Origin of the sequence: Pseudomonas rustica (assembly GCF_049959085.1) — a bacterium.
GTDB lineage: Bacteria > Pseudomonadota > Gammaproteobacteria > Pseudomonadales > Pseudomonadaceae > Aquipseudomonas > Aquipseudomonas rustica.
In genome coordinates this window covers 3973548-3996237 of the sequence record NZ_CP188200.1, presented here as the reverse complement: position 1 = coordinate 3996237, position 22690 = coordinate 3973548, and the positions used below count along the sequence as shown (strand labels likewise).

20 protein-coding genes are annotated in these 22690 nt (G+C 59.4%); 10 read left to right on the top strand and 10 right to left on the bottom strand.

The annotated features are described in order from the left end of the window. Positions 1 to 93: 93 nt before the first annotated feature. The 4 genes from hrpA to ACP3TY_RS18015 all read left to right on the top strand — a co-directional run bounded on the left by hrpA (position 94) and on the right by ACP3TY_RS18015 (position 6391). On the top strand, positions 94 to 4005 hold the full coding sequence (gene hrpA, locus ACP3TY_RS18030) for an ATP-dependent RNA helicase HrpA (protein ID WP_426618120.1): 3912 nt from the start codon (positions 94 to 96) through the stop codon (positions 4003 to 4005). Positions 4006 to 4332: 327 nt separating this feature from the next. Next, on the top strand, positions 4333 to 5454 hold the full coding sequence (locus ACP3TY_RS18025; RefSeq protein ID WP_053118148.1) for a beta-ketoacyl-ACP synthase III: 1122 nt from the start codon (positions 4333 to 4335) through the stop codon (positions 5452 to 5454). A 95-nt stretch (positions 5455 to 5549) separates the two neighbouring features. Beyond that, positions 5550 to 6164 carry an RNA polymerase sigma factor gene (locus tag ACP3TY_RS18020; RefSeq protein WP_053118150.1) on the top strand — a complete coding sequence of 205 codons (615 nt, stop codon included), beginning with the start codon at positions 5550 to 5552 and terminating at the stop codon, positions 6162 to 6164. Beyond that, the gene (locus ACP3TY_RS18015) at positions 6158 to 6391 is read left to right on the top strand and encodes an anti-sigma factor family protein (RefSeq protein WP_053118152.1); all 234 of its coding nucleotides are present in this window, start codon (positions 6158 to 6160) and stop codon (positions 6389 to 6391) included. Before ACP3TY_RS18020 ends, ACP3TY_RS18015 begins: the two co-directional genes overlap by 7 nt. 149 nt (positions 6392 to 6540) lie before the next feature. Here the strand turns inward: ACP3TY_RS18015 and ACP3TY_RS18010 are convergent, their stop codons facing one another. After that, positions 6541 to 7863 (bottom strand): putative porin, encoded by a 1323-nt coding sequence (locus tag ACP3TY_RS18010; RefSeq protein ID WP_053118153.1) that lies wholly within the window; start codon positions 7861 to 7863, stop codon positions 6541 to 6543. A 283-nt stretch (positions 7864 to 8146) separates the two neighbouring features. Here ACP3TY_RS18010 and ACP3TY_RS18005 point away from each other — a divergent pair, with 283 nt between their 5' ends. Then, a complete protein-coding gene (locus tag ACP3TY_RS18005) occupies positions 8147 to 9271 on the top strand; it encodes a GNAT family N-acetyltransferase (RefSeq protein WP_426618119.1) in 1125 nt (374 codons plus the stop codon). Between the two features lie 109 nt (positions 9272 to 9380). Here the strand turns inward: ACP3TY_RS18005 and aqpZ are convergent, their stop codons facing one another. The 5 genes from aqpZ to ACP3TY_RS17980 form a co-directional block, all read right to left on the bottom strand. Beyond that, positions 9381 to 10076: an aquaporin Z gene (gene aqpZ, locus ACP3TY_RS18000; protein ID WP_053118157.1), complete on the bottom strand. Its 696-nt coding sequence runs from the start codon at positions 10074 to 10076 to the stop codon at positions 9381 to 9383. A gap of 270 nt (positions 10077 to 10346) precedes the next feature. Next, positions 10347 to 12179 carry an ABC transporter ATP-binding protein gene (locus ACP3TY_RS17995; RefSeq protein WP_053118159.1) on the bottom strand — a complete coding sequence of 611 codons (1833 nt, stop codon included), beginning with the start codon at positions 12177 to 12179 and terminating at the stop codon, positions 10347 to 10349. Between the two features lie 88 nt (positions 12180 to 12267). Beyond that, positions 12268 to 12831: a peptidylprolyl isomerase gene (locus ACP3TY_RS17990; protein WP_053118162.1), complete on the bottom strand. Its 564-nt coding sequence runs from the start codon at positions 12829 to 12831 to the stop codon at positions 12268 to 12270. Positions 12832 to 12834: 3 nt separating this feature from the next. Beyond that, positions 12835 to 13638: an alpha/beta fold hydrolase gene (locus tag ACP3TY_RS17985; protein ID WP_426618118.1), complete on the bottom strand. Its 804-nt coding sequence runs from the start codon at positions 13636 to 13638 to the stop codon at positions 12835 to 12837. A 14-nt stretch (positions 13639 to 13652) separates the two neighbouring features. After that, positions 13653 to 14576, bottom strand: a complete 924-nt coding sequence (locus ACP3TY_RS17980) for a LysR family transcriptional regulator (protein WP_008086429.1) — start codon at positions 14574 to 14576, stop codon at positions 13653 to 13655. A 49-nt stretch (positions 14577 to 14625) separates the two neighbouring features. On the opposite strand from ACP3TY_RS17980, the gene ACP3TY_RS17975 reads away from it, so the two are divergent. The 3 genes from ACP3TY_RS17975 to ACP3TY_RS17965 all read left to right on the top strand — a co-directional run bounded on the left by ACP3TY_RS17975 (position 14626) and on the right by ACP3TY_RS17965 (position 16947). Beyond that, on the top strand, positions 14626 to 14940 hold the full coding sequence (locus ACP3TY_RS17975; protein WP_426618117.1) for a 3-phosphoglycerate kinase: 315 nt from the start codon (positions 14626 to 14628) through the stop codon (positions 14938 to 14940). 230 nt (positions 14941 to 15170) lie between these two features. Further along, the gene (locus ACP3TY_RS17970; protein ID WP_053118168.1) at positions 15171 to 15770 is read left to right on the top strand and encodes an FMN-dependent NADH-azoreductase; all 600 of its coding nucleotides are present in this window, start codon (positions 15171 to 15173) and stop codon (positions 15768 to 15770) included. Positions 15771 to 16089: 319 nt separating this feature from the next. Then, a complete protein-coding gene (locus tag ACP3TY_RS17965) occupies positions 16090 to 16947 on the top strand; it encodes a carboxylate/amino acid/amine transporter (protein WP_426618116.1) in 858 nt (285 codons plus the stop codon). 90 nt (positions 16948 to 17037) lie between these two features. Here ACP3TY_RS17965 and ACP3TY_RS17960 read toward each other — a convergent pair whose 3' ends face one another. Beyond that, positions 17038 to 18336 carry a mechanosensitive ion channel family protein gene (locus ACP3TY_RS17960; protein ID WP_053118172.1) on the bottom strand — a complete coding sequence of 433 codons (1299 nt, stop codon included), beginning with the start codon at positions 18334 to 18336 and terminating at the stop codon, positions 17038 to 17040. Positions 18337 to 18527: 191 nt separating this feature from the next. Here ACP3TY_RS17960 and ACP3TY_RS17955 point away from each other — a divergent pair, with 191 nt between their 5' ends. Beyond that, a complete protein-coding gene (locus ACP3TY_RS17955) occupies positions 18528 to 19868 on the top strand; it encodes a DEAD/DEAH box helicase (protein ID WP_053118174.1) in 1341 nt (446 codons plus the stop codon). An 89-nt stretch (positions 19869 to 19957) separates the two neighbouring features. Here the strand turns inward: ACP3TY_RS17955 and ACP3TY_RS17950 are convergent, their stop codons facing one another. Beyond that, a complete protein-coding gene (locus tag ACP3TY_RS17950) occupies positions 19958 to 20233 on the bottom strand; it encodes a hypothetical protein (RefSeq protein WP_053118177.1) in 276 nt (91 codons plus the stop codon). Positions 20234 to 20415: 182 nt separating this feature from the next. Beyond that, positions 20416 to 21150, bottom strand: coding sequence for a DUF899 domain-containing protein (locus tag ACP3TY_RS17945; protein ID WP_426618115.1), 735 nt, complete (start codon positions 21148 to 21150; stop codon positions 20416 to 20418). A gap of 175 nt (positions 21151 to 21325) precedes the next feature. Between ACP3TY_RS17945 and ACP3TY_RS17940 the strand changes: the two genes are divergently transcribed. After that, positions 21326 to 21718 (top strand): transcriptional regulator, encoded by a 393-nt coding sequence (locus tag ACP3TY_RS17940; RefSeq protein WP_400649156.1) that lies wholly within the window; start codon positions 21326 to 21328, stop codon positions 21716 to 21718. Positions 21719 to 21806: 88 nt separating this feature from the next. Here the strand turns inward: ACP3TY_RS17940 and ACP3TY_RS17935 are convergent, their stop codons facing one another. After that, a complete protein-coding gene (locus tag ACP3TY_RS17935; protein WP_426618114.1) occupies positions 21807 to 22676 on the bottom strand; it encodes a DUF6279 family lipoprotein in 870 nt (289 codons plus the stop codon). Positions 22677 to 22690: the final 14 nt, after the last annotated feature.

Genomic DNA, 22690 nt, shown 5'->3' with positions numbered 1-22690 from the left:
CTTCGGCAGCTCCTACAGGGGAAGCAGGCCAATCGAAGGCAAATCTGCGACAATCGGCCCCCTGCACAAATAGACGACCGAATTGCGTACCCGATGACCGACGAATCGCCCTCCATCGACAAACTGCTGAAAAACCTCGAACACGCCATGCTCGCCGACCGTCACCGGCTGCGGCGGCAGTTGCTTGAGCTGCGCAAGAAACCTGATGAGGCCAAACTGGCCCAGTGGGTGACGCGCATGCAGGCGTCCTGTGATCAGGTGCTGGCGCGCAAGGCCAGCCTGCCGGTGATTCGTTACGACGACAGTTTGCCGATCGCCGCCAAGCGCGACGAGATCAAGAAAGCGCTGGAAAAGCATCAGGTGCTGATCATCGCCGGCGAAACCGGTTCGGGTAAAACCACGCAATTACCGAAAATCTGTCTGGAGATCGGTCGCGGTCAGCACGGCTTGATCGGCCACACCCAGCCGCGTCGAATCGCTGCCCGCAGTGTGGCCAGTCGGGTTGCCGAAGAACTCGGCACGCCGCTCGGGTCGCTGGTCGGCTATCAGGTGCGTTTCGAAGATCAGAGCGATTCCAACACCCTGATCAAGCTGATGACCGACGGCATTCTGCTCGCGGAAACCCAGAACGATCGTTACCTTGAACGCTACGACACGATCATCGTCGACGAAGCCCACGAGCGCAGCCTCAACATCGACTTCCTGCTCGGTTACCTGAAAACCCTGCTGCCGCGCCGCCCGGATCTGAAAGTCATCATCACCTCGGCGACCATCGATCTGGAGCGCTTCTCCAGGCACTTCGACGACGCGCCGATTGTTGAAGTCTCCGGCCGTACCTTCCCGGTCGACACCTGGTATCGCCCGCTGACGCTCGAGCAGGACGAAGAGGGCAACCGTGTCGAGGATGACCTGACGGTGGATCAGGCGATCCTCGCCACCCTCGATGAAATCGCCGCTTACGAACGCAGCGAACGCCGCAGTCCCGGCGATGTGCTGGTGTTCTTGCCTGGCGAGCGTGAGATTCGTGACGCTGCCGACATGCTGCGCAAAGCCCAACTCAAACACACTGAAATTCTGCCGCTGTACGCGCGCCTGTCGCCGGCCGAGCAGCAGCGGATTTTCCAGTCGCACCCGGGCCGTCGCGTGGTGCTGGCGACCAACGTCGCCGAGACTTCGCTGACCGTACCGGGCATCCGTTACGTGATCGACAGCGGCACCGCGCGCATCAGCCGTTACAGCTACCGCGCCAAGGTGCAGCGCTTGCCGATCGAGGCGATTTCTCAGGCCAGCGCCAATCAGCGAAAAGGTCGTTGCGGCCGGGTCGAGCCGGGTATCTGCATTCGTTTGTACAGCGAAGAAGATTTCCTCGGGCGTCCGGAATTTACCGATCCTGAGATTCTGCGCACCAACCTCGCCGCGGTCATTTTGCAGATGCTGCATCTGCGCCTCGGCGAAATCACCGCGTTCCCGTTTATCGAGCCGCCGGACGGCAAGGCGATCAGCGACGGTTTCAACCTGCTGCAAGAACTCTCGGCAGTTGATCGCAACAGTCAGCTAACGCCGTTGGGTCGACAATTGGCGCGCCTGCCGGTCGACCCGCGCATGGGTCGCATGCTGCTTGAAGCGGCGAAACTGGGCAGCTTGCAGGAAGTGCTGATCGTCGCCAGTGCGATGTCGATTCAAGACCCACGCGAGCGTCCGCCGGAGCGTCAGCAAGCGGCAGATCAAGCCCACGCGCAGTGGAAAGACATCGACTCGGATTTCGCCGGATTGGTGAATCTTTGGCGTGGATTTGAAGAGCAGCGCCAGGCCCTGACCGCGAGTCCGCTGCGCAACTGGTGCCGGAAGAATTTCCTCAACTACCTGCGTCTGCGCGAGTGGCGTGATTCCCATCGCCAGTTGAGCTTGATCTGCCGCGACATGCAGTTGAGCCTGAACAAAGAGCCGGCGGATTATCCGAAGCTGCACAAAGCCGTGCTGGTCGGTTTGCTCAGCCAGATCGGTCAGAAAACCGAGGACGGCGATTACCTCGGCGCGCGTCAGCGGCGCTTCTGGATTCACCCCTCGTCGGGCATCGGCAAGAAGCGCCCGCAATGGCTGATGACCGCCGAACTGGTGGAAACCACCAAGCTATACGCGCGCATGGTCGCCAAGATCGACGCCGACTGGATCGAACCGCTGGCCGGGCACTTGATCAAGAAAAACCACTTCGAACCGCATTGGGAAAAGAAGCGCGGCCAGGTCGTCGCGTTCGAACAAATCACCCTGTTTGGATTGATCGTGGTCGGGCGCCGCCCCGTGCATTACGGCCCGGTGGATCCAGTGGTTTCCCGCGAGCTGTTTATCCGCGAAGGTCTGGTGCGCGGCGAGATTCAGTCGAAAGCCAAGTGCCTGACCGCGAACAAACAACTGCTGGAACAACTCGACGAACTCGAAGCGAAGGCCCGTCGCCGCGACATTCTTGCTGACGAAGAAACCCTCTACGCCTTCTACGACGCACGCCTGCCAGCGGAGATTCACCAGACCGCGACCTTCGACAGTTGGTATCGCATCAATAGCCAGAAAGATCCGCAGCTGTTGATCATGCGCGAAGAAGACGTGCTGGCCCGTGAGGCCAGTGAAGTCACCGCGCTGCATTACCCGGACACGCTGCACATCGGCGATCTGGAACTGGCGCTGACCTATCACTTCGAACCCAATCACCCGCGCGACGGCGTGACTTTGCGTGTGCCGGCGCCGCTGTTGCCGATGCTGCCGCCGGAGCGTCTGGAGTGGCTGGTGCCGGGGCTGATCGAGGCCAAGTGCATCGCTCTCGTGCGTAACCTGCCGAAAGCCTTGCGCAAGAACTTCGTGCCAGTGCCGGACTTCATCAAGGCTGCGTTGCAACGCATGACCTTTGCCGAGGGTTCGTTGCCGCAAGCGCTGGGCCGTGAGCTGTTGCGCATGACCGGCGCGCGGGTCAGCGATGACGCGTGGGCGGAGGCTGAGCAAGGCGTCGAAGGGCATCTGCGGATGAATCTGGAAATCGTCGACGGCCAAGGCAAATTCCTTGGTGAAGGACGTGATCTGGCCGAGCTGACCGCGCGTTTTGCCGAGGCCAGTCAGGCCGCGTTAGCGGTGCCGCAGAGTGCGAAAAGTCAGCAACCGGTAGAGGCGAAAGTCTTCGCACCGGTTGCAGAAAAGACTCAACAGAAGATCGCCGGGTTGTCGATGACGGTGTATCCGGCGCTGGTCGAAGAGGGCGGTACGGTCAAGGAAGGGCGTTTCTCGACCCCGGCCGAAGCCGAATTCCAGCATCGTCGTGCGTTGCAGCGTTTGTTGATGCAGCAACTGGCCGAGCCGGCGAAGTTTCTGCGCAGCAAGTTGCCGGGGCAGACTGAGTTGGGCTTGCTCTATCGCGATTTGGGCCGGGTCGATGCGCTGGTCGAAGACATTCTGCTGGCCAGCCTCGACAGCTGCATTCTTGAAGGCGAAGACCCGTTGCCGCGTGACGGCGCCGGTCTGGCAGCACTGGCTGAGCGCAAGCGCGGCGGTTGGACGGAGCACGCTGAACGTGTGGCGCGGTTGACCCTGGAGATTCTCAAGCTGTGGCACGGTTTGCAGAAACGCTTCAAGGGCAAGATTGATCTTGCTCAGGCCGTGGCACTGAACGACATCAAGCAGCAGATTAGTAACCTGGTGTATCCGGGGTTTGTGCGCGAGACGCCGATGCAGTGGCTGAAAGAAATCCCGCGTTACCTGAAAGCGGTAGAGCAGCGTTTCGAGAAACTTGGCGCGCAGGTGCAGAAGGATCGCGTCTGGAGCGGCGAACTGGCCGGTCTCTGGGCGCAATATCAGGCTCGCGCCGCCAAGCATGCGCAGGAAGGCAAACGCGATCCGCAGCTTGAGTTGTACCGCTGGTGGCTGGAGGAATACAGGGTTTCCCTGTTCGCCCAGCAGTTGGGCACGAAAACCCCGATCTCCGACAAACGCCTGAGCAAACAGTGGAACCAGGTAGAACCCTGAGCCCCCACCGCTGATCGTTCCCACGCTCTGCGTAGGAACGCCTCTGGGGACGCTCCGCGTCCAGTGACGCGGAGCGTCACAGGCTGCATTCCCACGCAGGAGCGTGGGAACGATCATTCGTGTTGATCTTGAGAAAGGCGCCAAATCCCTGCGTTTATGGCAAACTTCGCGACCATAAACGCCGGTTTCGCGACCCAGAGCCTTCGGCCGTGTCGCGTGGCGGAATAAAACGATGCCAGGTTTGCGTCCCCCGGATGGGAATAGACCCTTTGTGTGTTGGTACGACGGTTCCAGCACTTTCTGCCTGAACAGATTAGAGAAACGACCATGCATAACGTCGTCATCAGCGGCACCGGCCTGTACACCCCGGCCAACAGCATCTCCAACGAAGAGCTGGTGCAGTCTTTCAATACTTACGTCGCGCAGTTCAACGCCGACAACGCCGAGGCCATTGCCAACGGCGAAGTCCAGGCCCTGACCGAATCCAGCGCAGCCTTCATCGAAAAAGCTTCGGGCATCAAGAGCCGCTTTGTCATGGACAAGGACGGCATCCTTGACCCGCAGCGCATGGCCCCGCGCCTGCCCGAGCGTTCCAACGACGAATGGTCGGTGCTCTGCCAGATGGCCATCGGCGCAGCCGAACAGGCCCTGCAACGCGCCGGCAAAACCGCCGCGGACATCGACGGCGTGATCGTCGCCTGCTCCAACCTGCAACGCGCCTATCCGGCCATCGCCATCGAAGTTCAGGAAGCGCTGGGCATTCAAGGCTTCGGTTTCGACATGAACGTCGCTTGCTCCTCGGCGACCTTCGGCATTCAGGCCGCCGCGAACAGCGTGCAACTGGGCCAGGCCCGGGCGATCCTGATGGTCAACCCGGAAGTCTGCACCGGTCACCTGAACTTCCGTGACCGCGACAGCCACTTCATCTTCGGCGACGCCGCGACTGCGGTGATCATCGAACGTGCGGACACCGCCACCTCCAAGCACCAGTTCGACGTGGTCAGCACCAAACTGCTGACCAAGTTCTCCAATAACATCCGTAATAACTTCGGCTTCCTCAACCGCGCAGCAGAAGAGGGCGTCGGTGCCCGCGACAAGCTGTTCGTGCAGGAAGGCCGCAAGGTGTTCAAGGATGTCTGCCCGATGGTTGCCGAGTTGATCGGTGAGCATCTGCAGGAGAACCAACTCAACGTTGGCGACGTGAAGCGCTTCTGGCTGCACCAGGCCAACCTGAGCATGAACCACCTGATCGTGCGCAAACTGCTCGGTCGCGAAGCTACCGAAGAAGAAGCTCCGGTGATTCTCGACACCTACGCCAACACCAGCTCGGCGGGTTCGGTCATCGCGTTCCACAAATATCAGGACGATCTCGCCGCCGGTTCGCTGGCCGTGCTGAGCTCGTTCGGTGCCGGTTACTCAATCGGCAGTGTGATCCTGCGTAAACGTTGATCGCGCCTTAAAGATCGCCGCCTGCGGCAGCTCCTGCACTGATCCCCGTAGGAGCTGCCGCAGGCTGCGATCTTTTGCTTTCAGAGAGGTAATGCATGGCCGCAACGGACGACACCCAACTGCTCGAACGCCTGCTGGCCGGTGAACAGAAGGCTTTCAAGGAACTGGTCAGCACCTATCAAAGCGCGATGCGCGCCGTGGCCTATGCCATCGTCGGCCAGCGTCACGTCGAAGAAGTGGTGCAGGACGCCTGGCTTTCCGTGGTTCGCCATATCGGCACCTTCGAAGGTCGTTCCAGCCTGAAAACCTGGCTGCTGACCATCACCGCCAATTCCGCCAAAAGCCGCTACAAGCAAAATCGCCGCGAAGTGCTGATGGATGACTTGCCGTCACCCCACGGCAGCATCGACGACGACCGCTTTTCCCCCGGTGACGGCCATTGGCTGATCGCCCCGTTCGCCTGGCACCAGGACACCCCCGAAGCACTGCTCACCGAAGGTGAATTGCGCGACTGTCTTGAGCACACGTTGCTCAGTCTGTCGGAGCTGCAAAGCAGTGTTTTGCTGCTGCGCGAACGGCAGGGTCTGGAGCTGGAAGAGATCTGTAATCTTCTGGAGATCTCGCTCTCCAATGTCCGTGTGCTGCTGCATCGGGCGCGGCTGAAAGTCTTCGCCACGGTGGAGCATTTTGAGGAGACCGGCGAATGCTGACCTGTAAAGAACAAGTGGCGCGCTCCAGCGATTATCTCGATGGCCAGTTGAGCTTCCGCGAGAAACTGATGGTGCGTCATCACCTGATGTTCTGCCCCAATTGCCGCCGCTTTATTCGGCAGATGCGCTTGATGCAGGCCACGTTGAAGGCGATGCCGGAAAAACCGGAGGAGGGCGTTGATTCCTTGGCCGAACGCCTCGCCGAACAACGCCGCAAAGACCTGTAGGAGCTGCCGAAGGCTGCGATCTTTTGACCTTGATAAACAAGATCAAAAGATCGCAGCCTTCGGCAGCTCCTACAAGGGAGTAGCGCAGTGCGGGTGAAACGAACGGATGATGGGGATCGTCCCGCCCGCACCGGGCTAAATTGACGCGGTTAGAACTTGGCTTCGGCATCCAGTTGCAGGGTGTTGGTGTCGGCGTCACGCTGAGTACGGCTGGCGAAGTCGGCCTTGGTCAGGAAGTACGTGGCACCGATGGCGAAGTTCTTGTCGATGTCGTAACCGACCTTGAACTTGTGGCCACGCGAGCCGGTGGTGCCGTTGGCGAAGTCGGAGTCGGTGAAGGCCCCCACCACGGCGTCGCGCTGCACATCACGGTAGTTGTAATCGAGGTTGAAACCGAAGACTTTCGACTTGGCGCCGATCAGCCAGGCGGTGTCTGCGTCGGTCACGGCGTCGTTGTTTTTCACGTACTGACCGTAGAACGACAGAGGCATAGCCAGACCGCCGATGTCGAGTTGGCTGAACCCTTCATACAGACGGAATTCGTTGTTCGCCGAGTTGCCGTTGACCGACAGCGCGCACGGTGTCGACGTGCCGGTGCAGCGGCTGTCTTCGTCGTTCTGGTAGGCGTAAACGCTGCCGCCGACGGTCAATTTCAGGTTGTCGGTGATCGCCAGACGGCTACCCAACTGGCCGGCGGTCAGACGCAGGTCGTGACGGAACTGCACGCCTTCGCCATCGACGTTGTCCTTGAGGGTGTAGTTGCCCAGGCTGCCGAACAGTTCGGCGGTGCTGCCCAGTGGGTATTTGTAAGTAACGGCCAGACCTTCCGGGTTGATGTCGCCATCCCAGATCACGTCGCCCATGCTCACCCACGGTTGCAGCATCTTGCCGCCGATCACGTGCAGGTTCTTGATCTGATCGGGGTGGTAATCGATGTAGCCCAGGTCGAGCCAGATCTGCTTCTTGTCGAAATAGTTGTCCAGATCCTGGTTGGTCGAACGAGCGTCATCGCCGCCGCCAGTGGCGATGCGGATGCCGGTGTCGACTTGCGGGTTGATCTCGGTGTAGGCGCCGAGGCGGGCACGGATACGCTGGCGATCCTTGTCGCGACCGCCGTTGTTGGATTCGCCGTCGATCTTGACGGTCTCCTGACGGATGCGCACGTCGCCCTTGAATTGTGTCTTCGCTGCCCACGCCAGTTTCTGATCGAAAGCGCTTTGTTCGTTGGTCTTCTTCGCGACAGCCGCGACTTGTTCATTGGTCTCTTGCTGCGCCTGCTGCGCGATTTGCTGAGCCTTCTGATCCTTGGCTAGTTCGGTTTGCAGTTCGATGTACTGCGCCTGGGAAATCGAGCCGTTGGCTTTAAGCATGTCGAGCAGTTTGGCGTCGACTGCGGCGCTGGCCGGAACACTCATGGCCAGCAACAGGCCGCCACACAGGGCTGCCGCAGTTTTCGTGGAAGCAAGACGCATAGCAATCTCCGAAGATGAAAGGGGATGGCTGAACCATCCTGGACACAACCGACGGTTGAAGGTCGGAAAACAGTGGCCGGGCTATAACCCGACGCTCTAAAAACAGGCGCCAGTATCGCGATGGTTTATGACAGTGCAGTGGCACAGTGATGGCAGGATGATGACGATGGGTGTTTGGCCGGAACGATTGATTTAGAGCGGTGTCGGCCGAAGGAGCGTGTGCAAAGCACGTCGATAAGCGATACTCGCCGGGCTTTGAAGCCCCGATGTGGAGAGCCCGTTGATGCCGTTGCAACGCCTGCAAAACCTGTCAGAAATCGCCCCGGCGAGTTGGGACGCACTGGTGCCCGAGAATCAGCCGTTTCTGCGGCATGCCTTTCTCAGTGCGCTGGAAGACAGCGGCAGCGTTGGCCCGCACACCGGTTGGTTGCCGGAGCATTTGCTGCACATCGAAGATGATCGACTGATCGCCGCGTTGCCCACTTTCCGCAAGTGGCATTCCTACGGCGAGTACGTGTTTGATCATGGCTGGGCCGACGCCTGTGCCCGCGCCGGCATCGACTATTACCCCAAATTGTTGATCGCCGTGCCGTTCAGCCCGGTCAGTGGCCCGCGCTTGTTGGCGGCGAATGTCGAAGACGGTTTCGAACTGCTGAAAAGCCTGCCGGGGTATCTAGAAATCGAAGAGCTTTCCAGCGCGCACATCAATTTCACTGACCCGTTTACCGATGCAGCGATGGCCGAACAGCCGGGCTGGTTGCAGCGCATCGGCTGTCAGTATCACTGGCAAAATCGGGGTTATCGCGACTTTCAAGACTTCCTCGACGTGCTCGCCTCGCGCAAGCGCAAGCAGATGCGCAAAGAGCGCGAGCAAGTGGCAGGGCAGGGTTTTGAGTTTGAATGGCTGGAAGGACGTGAGCTGGATGAGGTGCAGTGGGATTTCGTCTATGCCTGCTACGCCAATACCTATGCGGTGCGCCGACAAGCGCCTTATCTGACGCGGGAGTTTTTCAGTTTGCTGGCTGAGCGCATGCCCGAAGCGATTCGTGTGGTGCTGGCTAAACAAGGTTCACGGCCGGTGGCGATGGCCTTCAGTCTGGTCGGTGGCGACAGTTTCTACGGACGTTATTGGGGCTGCCTGGCGGAGTTTGATCGGCTGCATTTCGAAACGTGTTTTTATCAGGGCATGGAGTATGCGATTGCCAATGGCTTTCAGCGGTTTGATGCGGGTGCTCAGGGGGAGCACAAATTGATTCGCGGGTTTGAGCCGGTGATCACGCATTCTTGGCATTACTTGCGTCATCCGGGGCTGAAAGCGGCGGTCAAAGATTTCCTCGAGCAAGAGCGCGCCGGCGTCCTCGCGTACGCCGAAGAAGCCCGAACAGCCTTGCCCTACCGCCAAACCTAGAACCCATGTAGGAGCTGCCGAAGGCTGCGATCTTTTGATCTGGCCTTTTAAAAACCAAGATCAAAAGATCGCAGCCTTCGGCAGCTCCTACACGGGTTTTGTGTTGGGCTCAGGTTTCTTCTTTGCCCAGCCAGCGGTAGATCCCGCCGCCGACCACTGCGCCTATCAGCGGCGCGACCCAGAACATCCACAACTGCGCAATCGCCCAGCCGCCCACCATCAGCGCCGGCCCGGTACTGCGCGCCGGGTTGACCGAGGTGTTGGTGACCGGAATCGAGATGAGGTGGATCAGCGTCAGGCCCAGACCAATCGCAATCGGTGCCAGTCCCGGTGGCGCGCGTCTGTCGGTCGCGCCGAGGATAATGATCACGAACATCGCGGTCATCACCAGCTCAGTGACAAACCCTGCCGCCATCGAATACTTGCCGGGAGAATGCTCGCCATAACCGTTGGACGCGAGGCCGGAGGCAATATCGAAACCTTCCTTGCCGCTGGCGATATGAGCGATCAGCGCCGCCGCGAGGATCGCGCCGAGCACTTGGGCAATGATGTAAGCAGGCAACTCTTTGGCGGGGAATCGACCGCCGACGACCAGACCGACCGACACGGCCGGGTTGAGGTGACATCCGCTGATGTGGCCGATGGCGAACGCCATGGTCAGCACCGTCAGACCAAACGCCAGGGCCACCCCCAGCACGCCGATACCCAACGGCGAAGACGCGGCGATCACCGCACTGCCGCAACCACCCAACACCAACCAGAACGTACCCAACAACTCCGTAGCTGAACGTTTCAACAGAGACATGAGAAGAGTCCTTGATAGCGCTGCTATCGAGACTGCATCGAGTTGTGCGTCCTTGCAGACTTACGACAGGCTCCGTTCCGAAGCCTTGGCTGAGTACAGCAGGGTTTTTACGGATTTCCAGCAGGGCAAAAAGCAAAGATCGCAGCCTGCGGCAGCTCCTACAGTGATCGTTACCACGCTCTGCGTGGGAATGGGACGCTCCGCGTCCAGTGACGCGGAGCGTCACGGGCTGCGTTCCCAGGCGGAGCGTGGGAACGATCATTCAGTGCATCAGTCGATACCGACGAACCCCCCGGTCTGGTGCGCCCACAGCCGCGAATACAAACCGCGATGCGCGAGCAGCTCAGCATGAGTACCGCTCTCGGCAATCTTGCCGTTCTCCAGCACCACCAGCCGATCCATCCGCGCAATCGTCGAGAGCCGGTGCGCGATCGCGATCACGGTTTTACCCTGCATCAGCGTTTCCAGACTTTCCTGAATCGCCGCTTCGACTTCCGAGTCCAGCGCCGAGGTGGCTTCGTCCATGATCAGTATCGGCGCATCCTTGAGCAGCACCCGCGCTATCGCAATGCGCTGACGCTGACCCCCGGACAATTTCACCCCGCGCTCGCCGACGTGCGCATCAAAACCGGTACGACCCTCGGCGTCCGACAGCAACGGAATAAACTCATCGGCGCGCGCCTTGTGCACCGCGTCCCACAACTCGGCATCGGTCGCGTCCGGTTTGCCGTACAACAAGTTGTCGCGGATCGAACGGTGCAGCAACGAAGTGTCCTGGGTGATCATGCCGATGCGCGCACGCAGGCTTTCCTGACCGACGTCGGCGATGTTCTGCCCGTCGATCAGAATGCGCCCGCCCTCGACGTCGTACAGGCGCAGCAGCAGGTTGACCAAGGTCGATTTGCCGGCGCCGGACGGCCCGATCAAACCGATTTTCTCGCCGGGTTTGATGTTCAGGTTGAGGTCGCCGATGATCCCGCGCTTCTTGCCGTAGTGAAAATCGACGTGCTCGAAACGCACTTCGCCACGGGCCACTTGCAGCGGTTTGGCGTCTTCGCGATCGGTGACGCTGACCGGTTGCGCGATGGTTTGCAGACCGTCCTGCACCATGCCGATATTTTCGAAAATCCCGGTGACCACCCACATGATCCAGCCGGACATGTTGACGATGCGAATCACCAGACCGGTCGCCAAAGCAATCGCGCCGACGGTGATCAACGATTGCGTCCACAACCACAGGGCCAACGCGGTAGTGCCGACGATCAGCAAGCCGTTCATGGTGGTGATCGCCACGTCCATGCTGGTGACCACGCGGCCAGCCAGTTGCGCTTTGACGGTCTGTTCTTCGATGGCTTCCTTGGCGTAGTGCTGTTCGAAATTGGTGTGGGCGAACAGCTTCAGCGTGGCGATATTGGTGTAGCCGTCGACGATGCGCCCCATCAGTTTCGAGCGCGCGTCGGAGGCTTCCACCGAGCGTTGTTTGACCCGTGGCACAAAGTAGTAGAGCGCGCCGATGTAGGCGGCAATCCACAGCAGCAGCGGGATCATCAGGCGCCAGTCAGCTTCGGCAAACAGCACCAGCGAGCTGATCGCGTAAATCACCACGTGCCACAGCGCATCCACCGCTTGCACCGCAGAATCACGCAGCGAGTTACCGGTCTGCATGATGCGTTGGGCGATGCGCCCGGCGAAGTCATTCTGGAAGAAATTCAGGCTCTGCTTGAGCACATAGCTGTGGTTCTGCCAGCGGATCATGCTGGTCATGCCGGGGCTCAGCGTCTGATGCACCAGCAGGTCGTGCAGGCCGAAAAAGATCGGCCGCAACACAAGGGCAACCACCACCATCCACGTCAGTTCGAGGGCGTGGTCGCTGAAGAAATTCGGGTTCGGCGTGCCTTGGGCCAGGTCGATGATGCGGCTCAGGTAACTGAACAGCGCCACTTCGATCAGCGCGGCAAACAGGCCAACGACGAGCAGGGCGGCGAAACTCGGCCAGACCTGTTTGAGGTAGTAAACATAGAAGGGCCAGACACGGTCTGGAGGGGACGCCGTGGGGGCGTCGCGGAATATGTCGATCAGTTGTTCGAAACGGCGATAGAGCATCAGATAACCGCCCGGAATGCGGGCTCTCCTTTTATCAGTGTGAGCGGCGCGGGATCAGCCCGGCGCCGCTCGATATGCCCTGCAGAACTTAGTCGATGCGCTTGGCCGACTTGATGATCACAGGGTCGACAGGCACGTTTTGCATGCCGCTTTTAGTGGTGGTCTGCGAGTTGACGATGATGTCGACCACGTCCATGCCCTTGACCACTTTGGCGAATACCGCGTAACCGGCGTCACGGCCCGGGTCGAGGAAGGCGTTGTCAGCCACGTTGATGAAGAACTGGCTGGTGGCCGAATCCGGGTTGGAAGTGCGCGCCATCGACAGCGTGCCGCGAACGTTGTGCAGGCCATTGCTGGCTTCGTTCTTGATCGGTGCCTTGGTGTCTTTCTGTTGCATTTGTTGGGTGAAACCGCCGCCCTGAGCCATGAAGCCCGGAATCACGCGGTGGAAAATGGTGTTGGTGTAGAAGCCGCTGTCGACGTACTCAAGGAAGTTCTTGGTACTGATCGGCGCCTTGACCGGATCCAGCTCGATTTCGATCTGGCCGTTGGTGGTGTCCAGCAGCACGTGTGGCGCCTTGGCTGGCGTTGCTGCCATCAGGTTGGCGGCAAACAGAACGGTACCGGCGGCGAGGGCGAGTTTTTTCAGCATGGGTCAGTGATCCTGAGATTGAAGGTCGGCTGTGGCGAGAAACTCCAGCAGCGTTTGATTGAAGCGTTGCGGTTGGTCGAGCGGGGTGGCGTGGCGCGAATCGTCGATCACCACCAGCCGTGCATCAGGCAGCAGTTTTACATAGGTTTCTTTCAGCGCGACGGGTGTGTAGTCGCGGTCGGCGCTGACGATGAGGGTTGGACAGGTCACGCGGGAAAGTCGTTCCTGAACGCCCCAACCGACAATCGCATCGAAGCTGGCGAGATAAGCACGTTTGTCGTTTTTTGCCCAGCGTTCGGCCATTTTCTGCCGCAGATCGGCCTGTTCCGGCTTGGGAAAAAGTTTGCCGCCGAGGGCTTTGCCGATGGTTTCGAGGCTGAGCACGCGCATCAGACTCCAGCGTTTGAACCACTGCCAATAGTCATCACGGCTGCGCAATTTCACTTCGGGCGCGCTGTTGACGATGGTCAGGCTTTTAAGCAATTGCGGGTGATCGACGGCGAACTGAAAACCGATCATGCCGCCCATGGACAGCCCGGCGTAATGCACCGGGCCGAGGTTCAAATGTTCGATCAGCGCAAGCAGGTCGGCGCTGAAACCGGCGATGCTGTAGCGCTCACGGGGTTTGTCCGAACGGCCGTGGCCGCGAACATCCGGAACGATCACCCGGTAGTGCGCGGCGAGTGCGGGGATCTGCATTTCCCAGTCCAGCGTGCTCGAACCGAGCCCGTGAACCAGCAGCAACGGCCTACCGTGGCCATATGCCTCGTAGTGCAGGTTGCAACCTTCGTGCTCGAAATACGCCATCGGTGGACTCCGTGTCAGGCTTGTTCAGGGGCGGCGTACGGCGCATCCAAAGGCAACGTATCGAAGGTGCGCAGCAGTTCGATGAGGATTTGCGTCGCCGGGCCCAGGGGTTTGTCTTTGTTCGAATACAGATAGAAGCTGGAGTTGCGGGTGCCGCCCCTGTCCAACGGTAGCAGCTTGAGCGAGCCATCCTTGAGTTCTCGTTCAATCATGTGTCGAGGTAACCAGGCAAAACCCAGACCGCTGCTGACAAATGTCGCGGCGGTGGCGAGGCTGCCGACCGTCCAACGCTGTTCAGCGCCGAGCCAGCCGACATCGCGGGGTTGCTGGCGGCCGGAGTCGCGGATCACCACTTGCATCTGCGTTTCGAGATCCTGAAAACTCAGTTCGCGATTGAGCCGGTGCAGCGGGTGATCGGGGTGGGCGACGGCGATGAACTCGACGTCGCTCAATTCCGCCCCGAGGTGGCCGGGAATGCTCAGGCCGGTGATGGCCAGATCGGCCACGCCTTCGAGCAGGACTTCTTCCACACCCGACAACACTTCTTCACGCAGACGCACGCGGCAGCCACGGCTTTGCGGCATGAACGCGGTGAGCGCGCGGACGATGCGCGCACTCGGGTAAGCGGCGTCGACCACCAGCCGCACTTCCGCTTCCCAGCCTTGTTCCATGTGATGGGCAAGGTCTTCGAGCTGACTGGCCTGTTTCACCAGTTGCCGCGAACGACGCAGCAACACGCCTCCGGCTTCGGTGAGCACGGCTTTACGCCCATCGATGCGCAACAGCGGCACGCCGAGCTGATCCTGCATGCGCGCGACGGTGTAGCTCACCGACGATTGCGAGCGGTGCAGGGCCTCGGCGGCCTGGGCAAATCCGCCATGGTCGACCACGGCCTGCAATGTTCGCCATTGATCCAGGGTCACGCGGGGCGCTTTCATCAATAGCTCCTCTTGTCCTAAGCTGGCGGTCCCTCATGGAGACTGCCGAATGAAAAAATTCTGTTGTGTGTTGCTGGCGCTGCTGCCGCTGACGGCGTTCGCGTACCCGATCGACGTGGAAAAGGATCTCAACGGATTGAAGATCGACTACGAAACCTACGACACCGACAACGACATCGGTTCCATTCGGGTCGCCAACTACGGCGATGTCGATGCGACGTGCAAGGCCATGTTCAGCAACGGCCCCGAGGCGCCGCGCACCCGCAGCATCGATGTCCCGGCCGGCAAACATAAAAACGCCACGGCCAAGTTCACCCGCTCGATTATCAAGTTGCGCATCAAACTGACCTGCGTCCCGAAATAACCCCGGATCCCTTGTAGGAGTGAGCCTGCTCGCGATAGCGGTGTGTCAGATAAATTAATGGTGCCTGACACTACGCCATCGCGAGCAGGCTCACTCCTACAGGGTAGGTGTCAGCATCTAAACGAATTATTCGATACTTTGCAGCAATTATTTGCGCTTTTTCATCGATTCAACTCTGTTTAACCTTCACTCCATCGACTTACAACATTCTCGGATGGAGGCTACACAACATGTCCCGCGTTCTGATCATTGAAAGCAGCGCCCGCCAGCAAGACTCGGTGTCCCGTCAACTGACCCAGACCTTCATCAGCCAGTGGAAAGCTGCACACCCTGCCGATCAGATCACCGTGCGTGACCTCGCCGTGAACCCGGTACCGCATCTGGACGCCAACCTGTTGGGTGGCTGGATGAAACCTGCCGAACAGCGCAACGCCAGCGAACAATCGTCGCTGGATCGCTCCAATGAATTGACTGATGAACTGCTCGCCGCTGACGTGCTGGTGATGGCTGCGCCGATGTACAACTTCGCCATCCCGAGCACCCTCAAGGCCTGGCTCGACCACGTGCTGCGTGCCGGCGTGACTTTCAAGTACACCGAAACCGGCCCGCAAGGCCTGCTTAGCGGCAAGCGTGCCTACGTGCTGACCGCTCGCGGCGGCATCTACGCCGGCGGCCCGGCGGATCATCAGGAACCGTACCTGCGTCAGGTCATGGGTTTCATCGGTATCAACGACGTGACCTTCATCCACGCCGAAGGCATGAACCTCGGTGGCGACTTCCAAGAGAAGGGCCTCAACCAGGCCAACGCCAAACTGTCCCAGGTCGCTTGACAGGTTAATCGCCAGATAATCTCTGGATGGTCTAGTGACCTGGCGCAACCCCTTCAAGGTTCCACGCGCATCGAACCTCCCTTTGCACTTGTTGCTCCTGAGTGCTGTAGCCCGATTGAACGCATAGGCGAGATCGGGCTTTTTTTTGCCCGGAATTCACCAATCCCCTGTAGGAGCTGCCGCAGGCTGCGATCTTTTGATGTTGATTTTGAAAACAACATCAAAAGATCGCAGCCTGCGGCAGCTCCTACGGGGGATTTGTGTTGGTTGCAGAATCGAAAACCCGCTATCGTCGCCGCCATTCAAAACCGAGGCGAGCATGGGCTATCTACTTTTTGTCACGCTGATCCAGGCGTTTTCCTTCAGTCTGATTGGCGAGTATCTGGCCGGTCATGTCGACAGTTACTTCGCCGTGCTGGTGCGCGTGGTGCTGGCCGGGCTGGTGTTCATTCCGCTGACGCGCTGGCGTTCGGTGGAGCCGTCGTTCATGCGCGGCATGCTGATGATCGGTGCGTTGCAGTTCGGTGTGACCTACGTCTGTCTGTACCTGAGCTTCCGCGTGCTGACGGTGCCGGAAGTGTTGCTGTTCACCATCCTCACGCCGTTGCACGTGACGTTGATCGAAGACGCGCTGAACCGCCGCTTCAACCCGTGGGCGCTGATCGCCGCACTGGTGGCGGTGAGTGGGGCGGCGGTGATTCGTTTCGACAGCATCAGCCCGGACTTCTTCATGGGCTTCCTGCTGCTGCAATTGGCCAACTTCACCTACGCCGCCGGGCAGGTGATATACAAACATCTGGTGGCCAAGCACCCGAGTGATTTGCCGCATTACCGACGGTTTGGCTTCTTCTACGTCGGCGCGCTGGCGGTGGTGCTGCCAGCGTTTTTGCTGTTCGGCAAAGCGAATTTTCTGCCGGAAGCGCCGCTGCAGTGGGGCGTGCTGCTGTTTCTCGGACTGGTCTCGACCGCGCTGGGCATGTACTGGTGGAACAAGGGCGCGTGCATGGTCAATGGCGGGACGTTGGCGGTGATGAACAACCTGCATGTGCCGGTGGGGTTGCTGCTGAATTTGCTGATCTGGAATCAGCATGAGGAATTGGGGCGGTTGTTCCTGGGGGGTAGCGTCATCCTTGCTGCCGTGTGGATCAGCCGCCTGGGCATCCGACGCACCGCATAATCCCCGTAAGAGCTGCCGAAGGCTGCGATCTTTTGATCTTTAAGGTCAAAAGATCGCAGCCTTCGGCAGCTCCTACAGGGGAATTTTGGGCTACATGAGGTGTTTTTGTGGCTCGGGGATGCTTGCCGAGCCGAGCACCGCTGGCAGCAGGCCAGAGCGCAAATCCCCGCCACTCGGCTGCTGATACAGACTCAACCCAAACTCCGGCAACACCGCCAGCAGATAATCAAAAATATCCCCCTGAATCCGCTCGTAATCCGCCCACGCCGTGGTGCGGGTGAAGCAGTAGATCTCCAGCGGAATGCCCTGCGCAGTGGTCTGCATCTGCCGCACCATGCAGGTCATGTTCGGTTGAATCTCCGGATGACTCTTCAAATACGCCAACGCATACGCGCGGAACGTGCCGATATTGGTCATGCGCCGGCGGTTGGCCGACATCGCCGCGACATTGCCCTGCGCCTCGTTCCACGCCTTGAGCTCGGCTTTCTTGCGGCTCATGTAATCGGTGAGCAAATGCACCTGCGAGAGCTTTTCTTCCTCGTCATCGCGGATGAAACGCACGCCGCTGGCGTCGATGAACAGGCTGCGTTTGATCCGCCGTCCGCCGGATTGCTGCATGCCACGCCAGTTCTTGAACGACTCGGACATCAAGCGCCAGGTCGGGATCGACACGATGGTTTTATCGAAATTCTGCACCTTGACCGTGTGCAAAGTGATGTCGACCACATCGCCATCGGCGCCGACTTGCGGCATTTCGATCCAGTCGCCAACCCGCAGCATGTCGTTGCTGGTCAGCTGCACGCTGGCGACGAACGACAGCAGCGTGTCTTTGTAGACCAACAGAATCACCGCCGACATCGCACCGAGACCGGAGAGCAGCAACAGCGGCGAGCGGTCGATCAGGGTGGCGACGATGATGATCCCGCCAAACACATACAGAACCATTTTCGCCAGTTGCACGTAGCCTTTGATCGAGCGCGTGCGGGCGTGTTCGGTGCGCGCGTAGATATCGAGCAGGGCATTGAGCAGCGCGCTGATGGTCAGCAGCAAAAACAGGATGGTGAACGCCAGCGCGACGTTGCCGAGGAAGTTCATCGCGGTTTTGCTCAGTTCCGGCACCAGGTGCAGGCCGAACTGGATCACCAGCGACGGGGTAATCTGCGCCAGGCGCTGAAATACTTTGTTGTGGCGTAAATCGTTGATCCAGTGAAACGCCGGCTGACGACCGAGCATGCGGCTGGCGTGCAGGATCAGGTAGCGCGCCACTCGTCCGAGTACCAACGCGATCACCAACAGCAGCATCAGCGCGAGGCTGGCTTGCAGGATCGGATGCTGTTCGAGGGTGCCCCAGAGGTCTTGGGCGTTGAGCCAGAGCTGTTTGATATCCATAAGTGAAACGATTCTTCTGTAAGACGCGATGGCCGATTAGAGCATTTAAGACGCCAGGTATTACGTTTGGAGACAAATCAGGCAACAAAAAAACCACTGATTGCTGCCGTTTGCATAAAGAAACTCGGCCTGAGCGCTCGAAACCGGTAACCTATGCAGCTGTTTTTTTGCATATCTTCGAGGTAGCACCCGTGTTTTCCCAATTCGCCCTGCACGAACGCCTGCTTAAAGCTGTGGCCGAGCTGAAATTTGTCGAGCCAACGCCTGTGCAAGCCGCGGCCATCCCGCTGGCGCTCCAAGGGCGTGATCTGCGGGTGACTGCGCAAACCGGTAGCGGCAAAACCGCCGCTTTCGTTCTGCCAATCCTCAATCGCCTGATCGGCCCGGCCAAGGTTCGCGTCAGCATCAAGACGCTGATCCTGCTGCCGACCCGCGAGCTGGCCCAGCAAACCCTGAAGGAAGTTGAGCGTTTCTCGCAGTTCACCTTCATCAAATCCGGCCTGATCACTGGCGGTGAAGACTTCAAGGTACAAGCGGCGATGCTGCGCAAAGTGCCGGACATCCTCATCGGCACCCCGGGCCGCATGATCGAGCAACTCAACGCCGGCAACCTCGATTTGAAAGAAGTCGAAGTGCTGGTGCTCGACGAAGCCGACCGCATGCTCGACATGGGCTTCTCCGAAGACGTTCAGCGTCTGGTCGACGAATGCACGAACCGTCAGCAAACCATGCTGTTCTCGGCCACCACCGGTGGTTCCGGCCTGCGCGAAATGATCGCCAAAGTGCTGAACAACCCTGAGCACTTGCAGCTCAACGCGGTCAGCCAGCTTAACTCGACCACCCGTCAGCAAATCATCACCGCCGACCACAATCAGCACAAAGAGCAGATTGTGAACTGGCTGCTGGCCAACGAGACCTATCAGAAGGCGATCATCTTCACCAACACCCGCGCCATGGCCGACCGCATCTACGGCCGCCTCGTGGCTCAGGAATACAAAGCGTTCGTGCTGCACGGCGAGAAAGATCAGAAAGATCGCAAACTGGCGATCGACCGTCTGAAGCAGGGCGGCGTGAAGATCCTCGTGGCCACCGACGTCGCGGCCCGTGGTCTGGACGTTGATGGTCTGGACATGGTGATCAACTTCGACATGCCCCGCAGCGGCGACGAGTACGTGCACCGTATCGGTCGCACTGGTCGTGCCGGTAACGACGGCCTGGCGATCTCGCTGATCTGCCACGGCGACTGGAACCTGATGTCGAGCATCGAGCGCTACCTCAAGCAGAGCTTCGAGCGCCGCACCGTCAAGGAAGTCAAAGGCACCTACGGCGGGCCGAAAAAGGTCAAGGCCTCGGGCAAAGCCGTTGGCGTGAAGAAGAAAAAGACCGACGCCAAGGGCGACAAGAAGAAAACCGCCGCGAAGACGCCGACCAAGCGCAAGAGCGCCAACCGTCCGAAGCCAGACTCTCTGGTGAGCAGCGACGGCATGGCCCCGCTCAAGCGCCGCAAGCCGGCAGAGCCAGCGGCTGAGTAAGTCGTTTAAGGCTGGATAAAAAAACCCGGACAATGTCCGGGTTTTTTTTCGCCCCTCTGTAGGAGCTGACGAAGGCTGCGATCTTCGCTTTAGCCTTCCGCCTTCTTCTCCGCCGTACCCAACTCTTTCAAGCGCTGATCAATCAACTGGCACTTGTCCGGCAGATCCGCGCTGGCCGTGCCCAGATCCATTTTCTGCAACTCGGCGTTGATCTCTTTGGCCTTGGCCGGATTCTGTTCAGTGAGCTTGGTGACCTCTTTGGCCAGTTGTTCACGTTTGGCGGTCGCCTCCTCAGGCGTGCAGGCCCAGACGGGCAGGGCGCAGGCAAGGGTGGCGGCGAGGGTGAGCTTGATCAGGGTTTTCATGGGGGCAGGCCTCAGCTCCGGTTAAGGCGGGTTAACCGGTTGAGGGGCAAAGCCTGTGAAAAGTTCAGAAACTGTGGCAGAACCTGTGGGAGCGAGCCTGCTCGCGAAAGCGGTATGTCAGGCACTATTCATGGTGGCTGACACGGCGCTTTCGCGAGCAGGCTCACTCCCACAAAGGGCGATCATTTGCCGTGGCAGCAGCTGGATTTTGTCGCGCCTTCATACCGATCATGATGCCGCACCCATTCCATGATCTCGTCTTCATTGCGGCCCTTCGGCGTCAGGTCGAGGTAGTTGTAGGCTCCAACCAGCATGTCCAGACCTCGGGCGTAGGTGGAATAGGTGTGGAAGATGTTTCCGGCGTTGTCCTTGTAAAACACGCTCAGCCCGGGCATTTCTTCCTCTGCGCTGTCAGTTTTTTCGTAGTTGTACGTAGCCTTTCCGGCGGCAACATCCTCGGCACGGGCGCACACGCCGAAGTCATAGTTGAAGTCGCAGCCCTCTGACGATACCCAGTCAAACTTCCAGCCCATGCGTTTTTTGAAGTCTTGAAACTCGTTGAAAGGCGCGTGAGACACCGCAACCACGGCGATATCGTGATGGGCCAAATGCTGGTTGGCGCCGTCGATGTGGTCGCTGAGGAACGAGCAACCCTGGCAGCCTTCCTCCCAATCCTTGGCGAACATGAAGTGGTAGATCACCAATTGGCTGTGGTCGCCAAACAGGTCTGCCAGCTTCAATTCGCCGTTCGGGCCCTGGAAGTGGTAGTCCTTGTCGACTTTCACCCAAGGCAAGGCGCGGCGCTCAGCGCTGAGGCGATCGCGCTCTTTGGTGAAGGCTTTTTCGTGTTCTAAATGTTGTTTGCGGGCGGCGAGCCATGCGTCACGCGACACCACCGGATGGTTCTCAACGTTCATGATGATTTCTCCTGCGGGGTTGAAACCGTCTGTTTCAGACTAGTCGTTCAGCCCGCCGGGAAATCGACAGACCGCCGGTCGGTCGGCAACGGAAATACAGCTGAACGGCTGCGCCAGCCTCCGGTCACAACCTAGGTACGCGCCCCAAATCATGCGCACCGGAGGTTGAATCAGGATGACGACTTATAACTGGGATTTGATTGAACGCTTGCTGCACGAAGTGCAAAACAGCGCCGGCCACAGCTTCGCCCCTCGCGCCTACGCTGAGGATTACGCGGCGGAGAAAGCCAGCGCCGGCGAGCCGATCGAGAATCTGGATCACCTGAAAACGGTGGCCTGCGACTATGAACGGCTGTTGCTTTTGCGCGGTTTTATCCAGCCGCGTCCGGATGAGGAGGGCAGCACCGGCAACAATTTTTCTCTGACCCCGCGCGGTTCGAGCTTGCTGAGCCTGATCGACAGCAGCATTCCCGGCAATGACCACCCGCGTCAGGTGCTGGATGAACAGCCCGATGCGCTGGATGAAGCGACGTTTGATGAAGTCGCCTCGAAAGCCCAGATCGCCTGAGCATTGTTGTTAAATCAAAAGATCGCAGCCTTCGGCAGCTCCTACAGGGTTTGTGTAGGAGCTGCCGAAGGCTGCGATCTTTTGATCTTCAGCCCTGTCTGGAAGCCTTCAGGCATTTGAGGTCGTTGAAGTCTTTGCGTACCCCTTCGATCTTTTTCAATAAGCGCTGACGCTGCTGCGGCGTGCTCTCCGCCATCAAATCCACGAACAACGAGCGCGCCTGCGCTTCGGTGTCGGCGTAGGCCTTGCGGTAATCCGCTGTCCATAAGCTCTCGCGATTCACCAGAAGCGTCTCGATCCGCTGTGGGAATTCCGCACTCTTGCGTTGCGCCACGGCGGCACTGAACTGCTTTTGCCAATGCGCGCGGTTGGCGATCCACTGGGTGTTCTGATCGCCGAGAGCGTTAGTCCAGGCCACTACGCGCTGTTCTTGCGTAGGGCTGAGCGGGCCGAGCCAGTCGTTGAGGCGTTTGGTCATGCGCTCGCCACGTTCCTTGATCTGCTGGGCCAGCGGCGGATTGACGTAATCCTGCTGGCGTTTGCGCAAGTCCTTGGCAAACGCTTCATTCATCTCCGCCACTTGATTGTCGTCCAGGCCTTGCAGCAATTCGATGGCCGACGGGGTGATCTCTTTCGCGGTTTCGGCGATGGCTTGCTTGGCTTCGGCGGTGCGCGCCTGCAGCGCGGCGTCGGTGACCTGATTGGTCTCGACCATGGTTTGCAAGCGATCGAGCCAGTCGAGGTAGCCCGGCAACTGCGTGGTGCAGTGCCAGTTCAGATGTTCCTTGAGGCGTTCGTTGAACCAGTCTTTCTGCTCGCCGTTCATGTCGACGTAGTCGCCGAGCGTCCACGGAATGATCACGTCGAGGTTGCGATAGGCCAAGCCGACGCGGCTGCAGGCGCCGAGGGCGAGAGTGAACATCAATAGCGCGGCAATGTGCTTGAACCAGCGAGACATGGGCGAATCCTTGC

What these genes read in the sequence shown, in the direction of transcription:
- hrpA (WP_426618120.1), top strand. Translation starts at nt 94, where the DNA reads ATGACCGACGAATCGCCCTCCATCGACAAACTGCTGAAAAACCTCGAA.
- ACP3TY_RS18025 (WP_053118148.1), top strand. Translation starts at nt 4,333, where the DNA reads ATGCATAACGTCGTCATCAGCGGCACCGGCCTGTACACCCCGGCCAAC.
- ACP3TY_RS18020 (WP_053118150.1), top strand. Translation starts at nt 5,550, where the DNA reads ATGGCCGCAACGGACGACACCCAACTGCTCGAACGCCTGCTGGCCGGT.
- ACP3TY_RS18015 (WP_053118152.1), top strand. Translation starts at nt 6,158, where the DNA reads ATGCTGACCTGTAAAGAACAAGTGGCGCGCTCCAGCGATTATCTCGAT.
- ACP3TY_RS18010 (WP_053118153.1), bottom strand. Translation starts at nt 7,863, where the DNA reads ATGCGTCTTGCTTCCACGAAAACTGCGGCAGCCCTGTGTGGCGGCCTG.
- ACP3TY_RS18005 (WP_426618119.1), top strand. Translation starts at nt 8,147, where the DNA reads ATGCCGTTGCAACGCCTGCAAAACCTGTCAGAAATCGCCCCGGCGAGT.
- aqpZ (WP_053118157.1), bottom strand. Translation starts at nt 10,076, where the DNA reads ATGTCTCTGTTGAAACGTTCAGCTACGGAGTTGTTGGGTACGTTCTGG.
- ACP3TY_RS17995 (WP_053118159.1), bottom strand. Translation starts at nt 12,179, where the DNA reads ATGCTCTATCGCCGTTTCGAACAACTGATCGACATATTCCGCGACGCC.
- ACP3TY_RS17990 (WP_053118162.1), bottom strand. Translation starts at nt 12,831, where the DNA reads ATGCTGAAAAAACTCGCCCTCGCCGCCGGTACCGTTCTGTTTGCCGCC.
- ACP3TY_RS17985 (WP_426618118.1), bottom strand. Translation starts at nt 13,638, where the DNA reads ATGGCGTATTTCGAGCACGAAGGTTGCAACCTGCACTACGAGGCATAT.
- ACP3TY_RS17980 (WP_008086429.1), bottom strand. Translation starts at nt 14,576, where the DNA reads ATGAAAGCGCCCCGCGTGACCCTGGATCAATGGCGAACATTGCAGGCC.
- ACP3TY_RS17975 (WP_426618117.1), top strand. Translation starts at nt 14,626, where the DNA reads ATGAAAAAATTCTGTTGTGTGTTGCTGGCGCTGCTGCCGCTGACGGCG.
- ACP3TY_RS17970 (WP_053118168.1), top strand. Translation starts at nt 15,171, where the DNA reads ATGTCCCGCGTTCTGATCATTGAAAGCAGCGCCCGCCAGCAAGACTCG.
- ACP3TY_RS17965 (WP_426618116.1), top strand. Translation starts at nt 16,090, where the DNA reads ATGGGCTATCTACTTTTTGTCACGCTGATCCAGGCGTTTTCCTTCAGT.
- ACP3TY_RS17960 (WP_053118172.1), bottom strand. Translation starts at nt 18,336, where the DNA reads ATGGATATCAAACAGCTCTGGCTCAACGCCCAAGACCTCTGGGGCACC.
- ACP3TY_RS17950 (WP_053118177.1), bottom strand. Translation starts at nt 20,233, where the DNA reads ATGAAAACCCTGATCAAGCTCACCCTCGCCGCCACCCTTGCCTGCGCC.
- ACP3TY_RS17945 (WP_426618115.1), bottom strand. Translation starts at nt 21,150, where the DNA reads ATGAACGTTGAGAACCATCCGGTGGTGTCGCGTGACGCATGGCTCGCC.
- ACP3TY_RS17940 (WP_400649156.1), top strand. Translation starts at nt 21,326, where the DNA reads ATGACGACTTATAACTGGGATTTGATTGAACGCTTGCTGCACGAAGTG.
- ACP3TY_RS17935 (WP_426618114.1), bottom strand. Translation starts at nt 22,676, where the DNA reads ATGTCTCGCTGGTTCAAGCACATTGCCGCGCTATTGATGTTCACTCTC.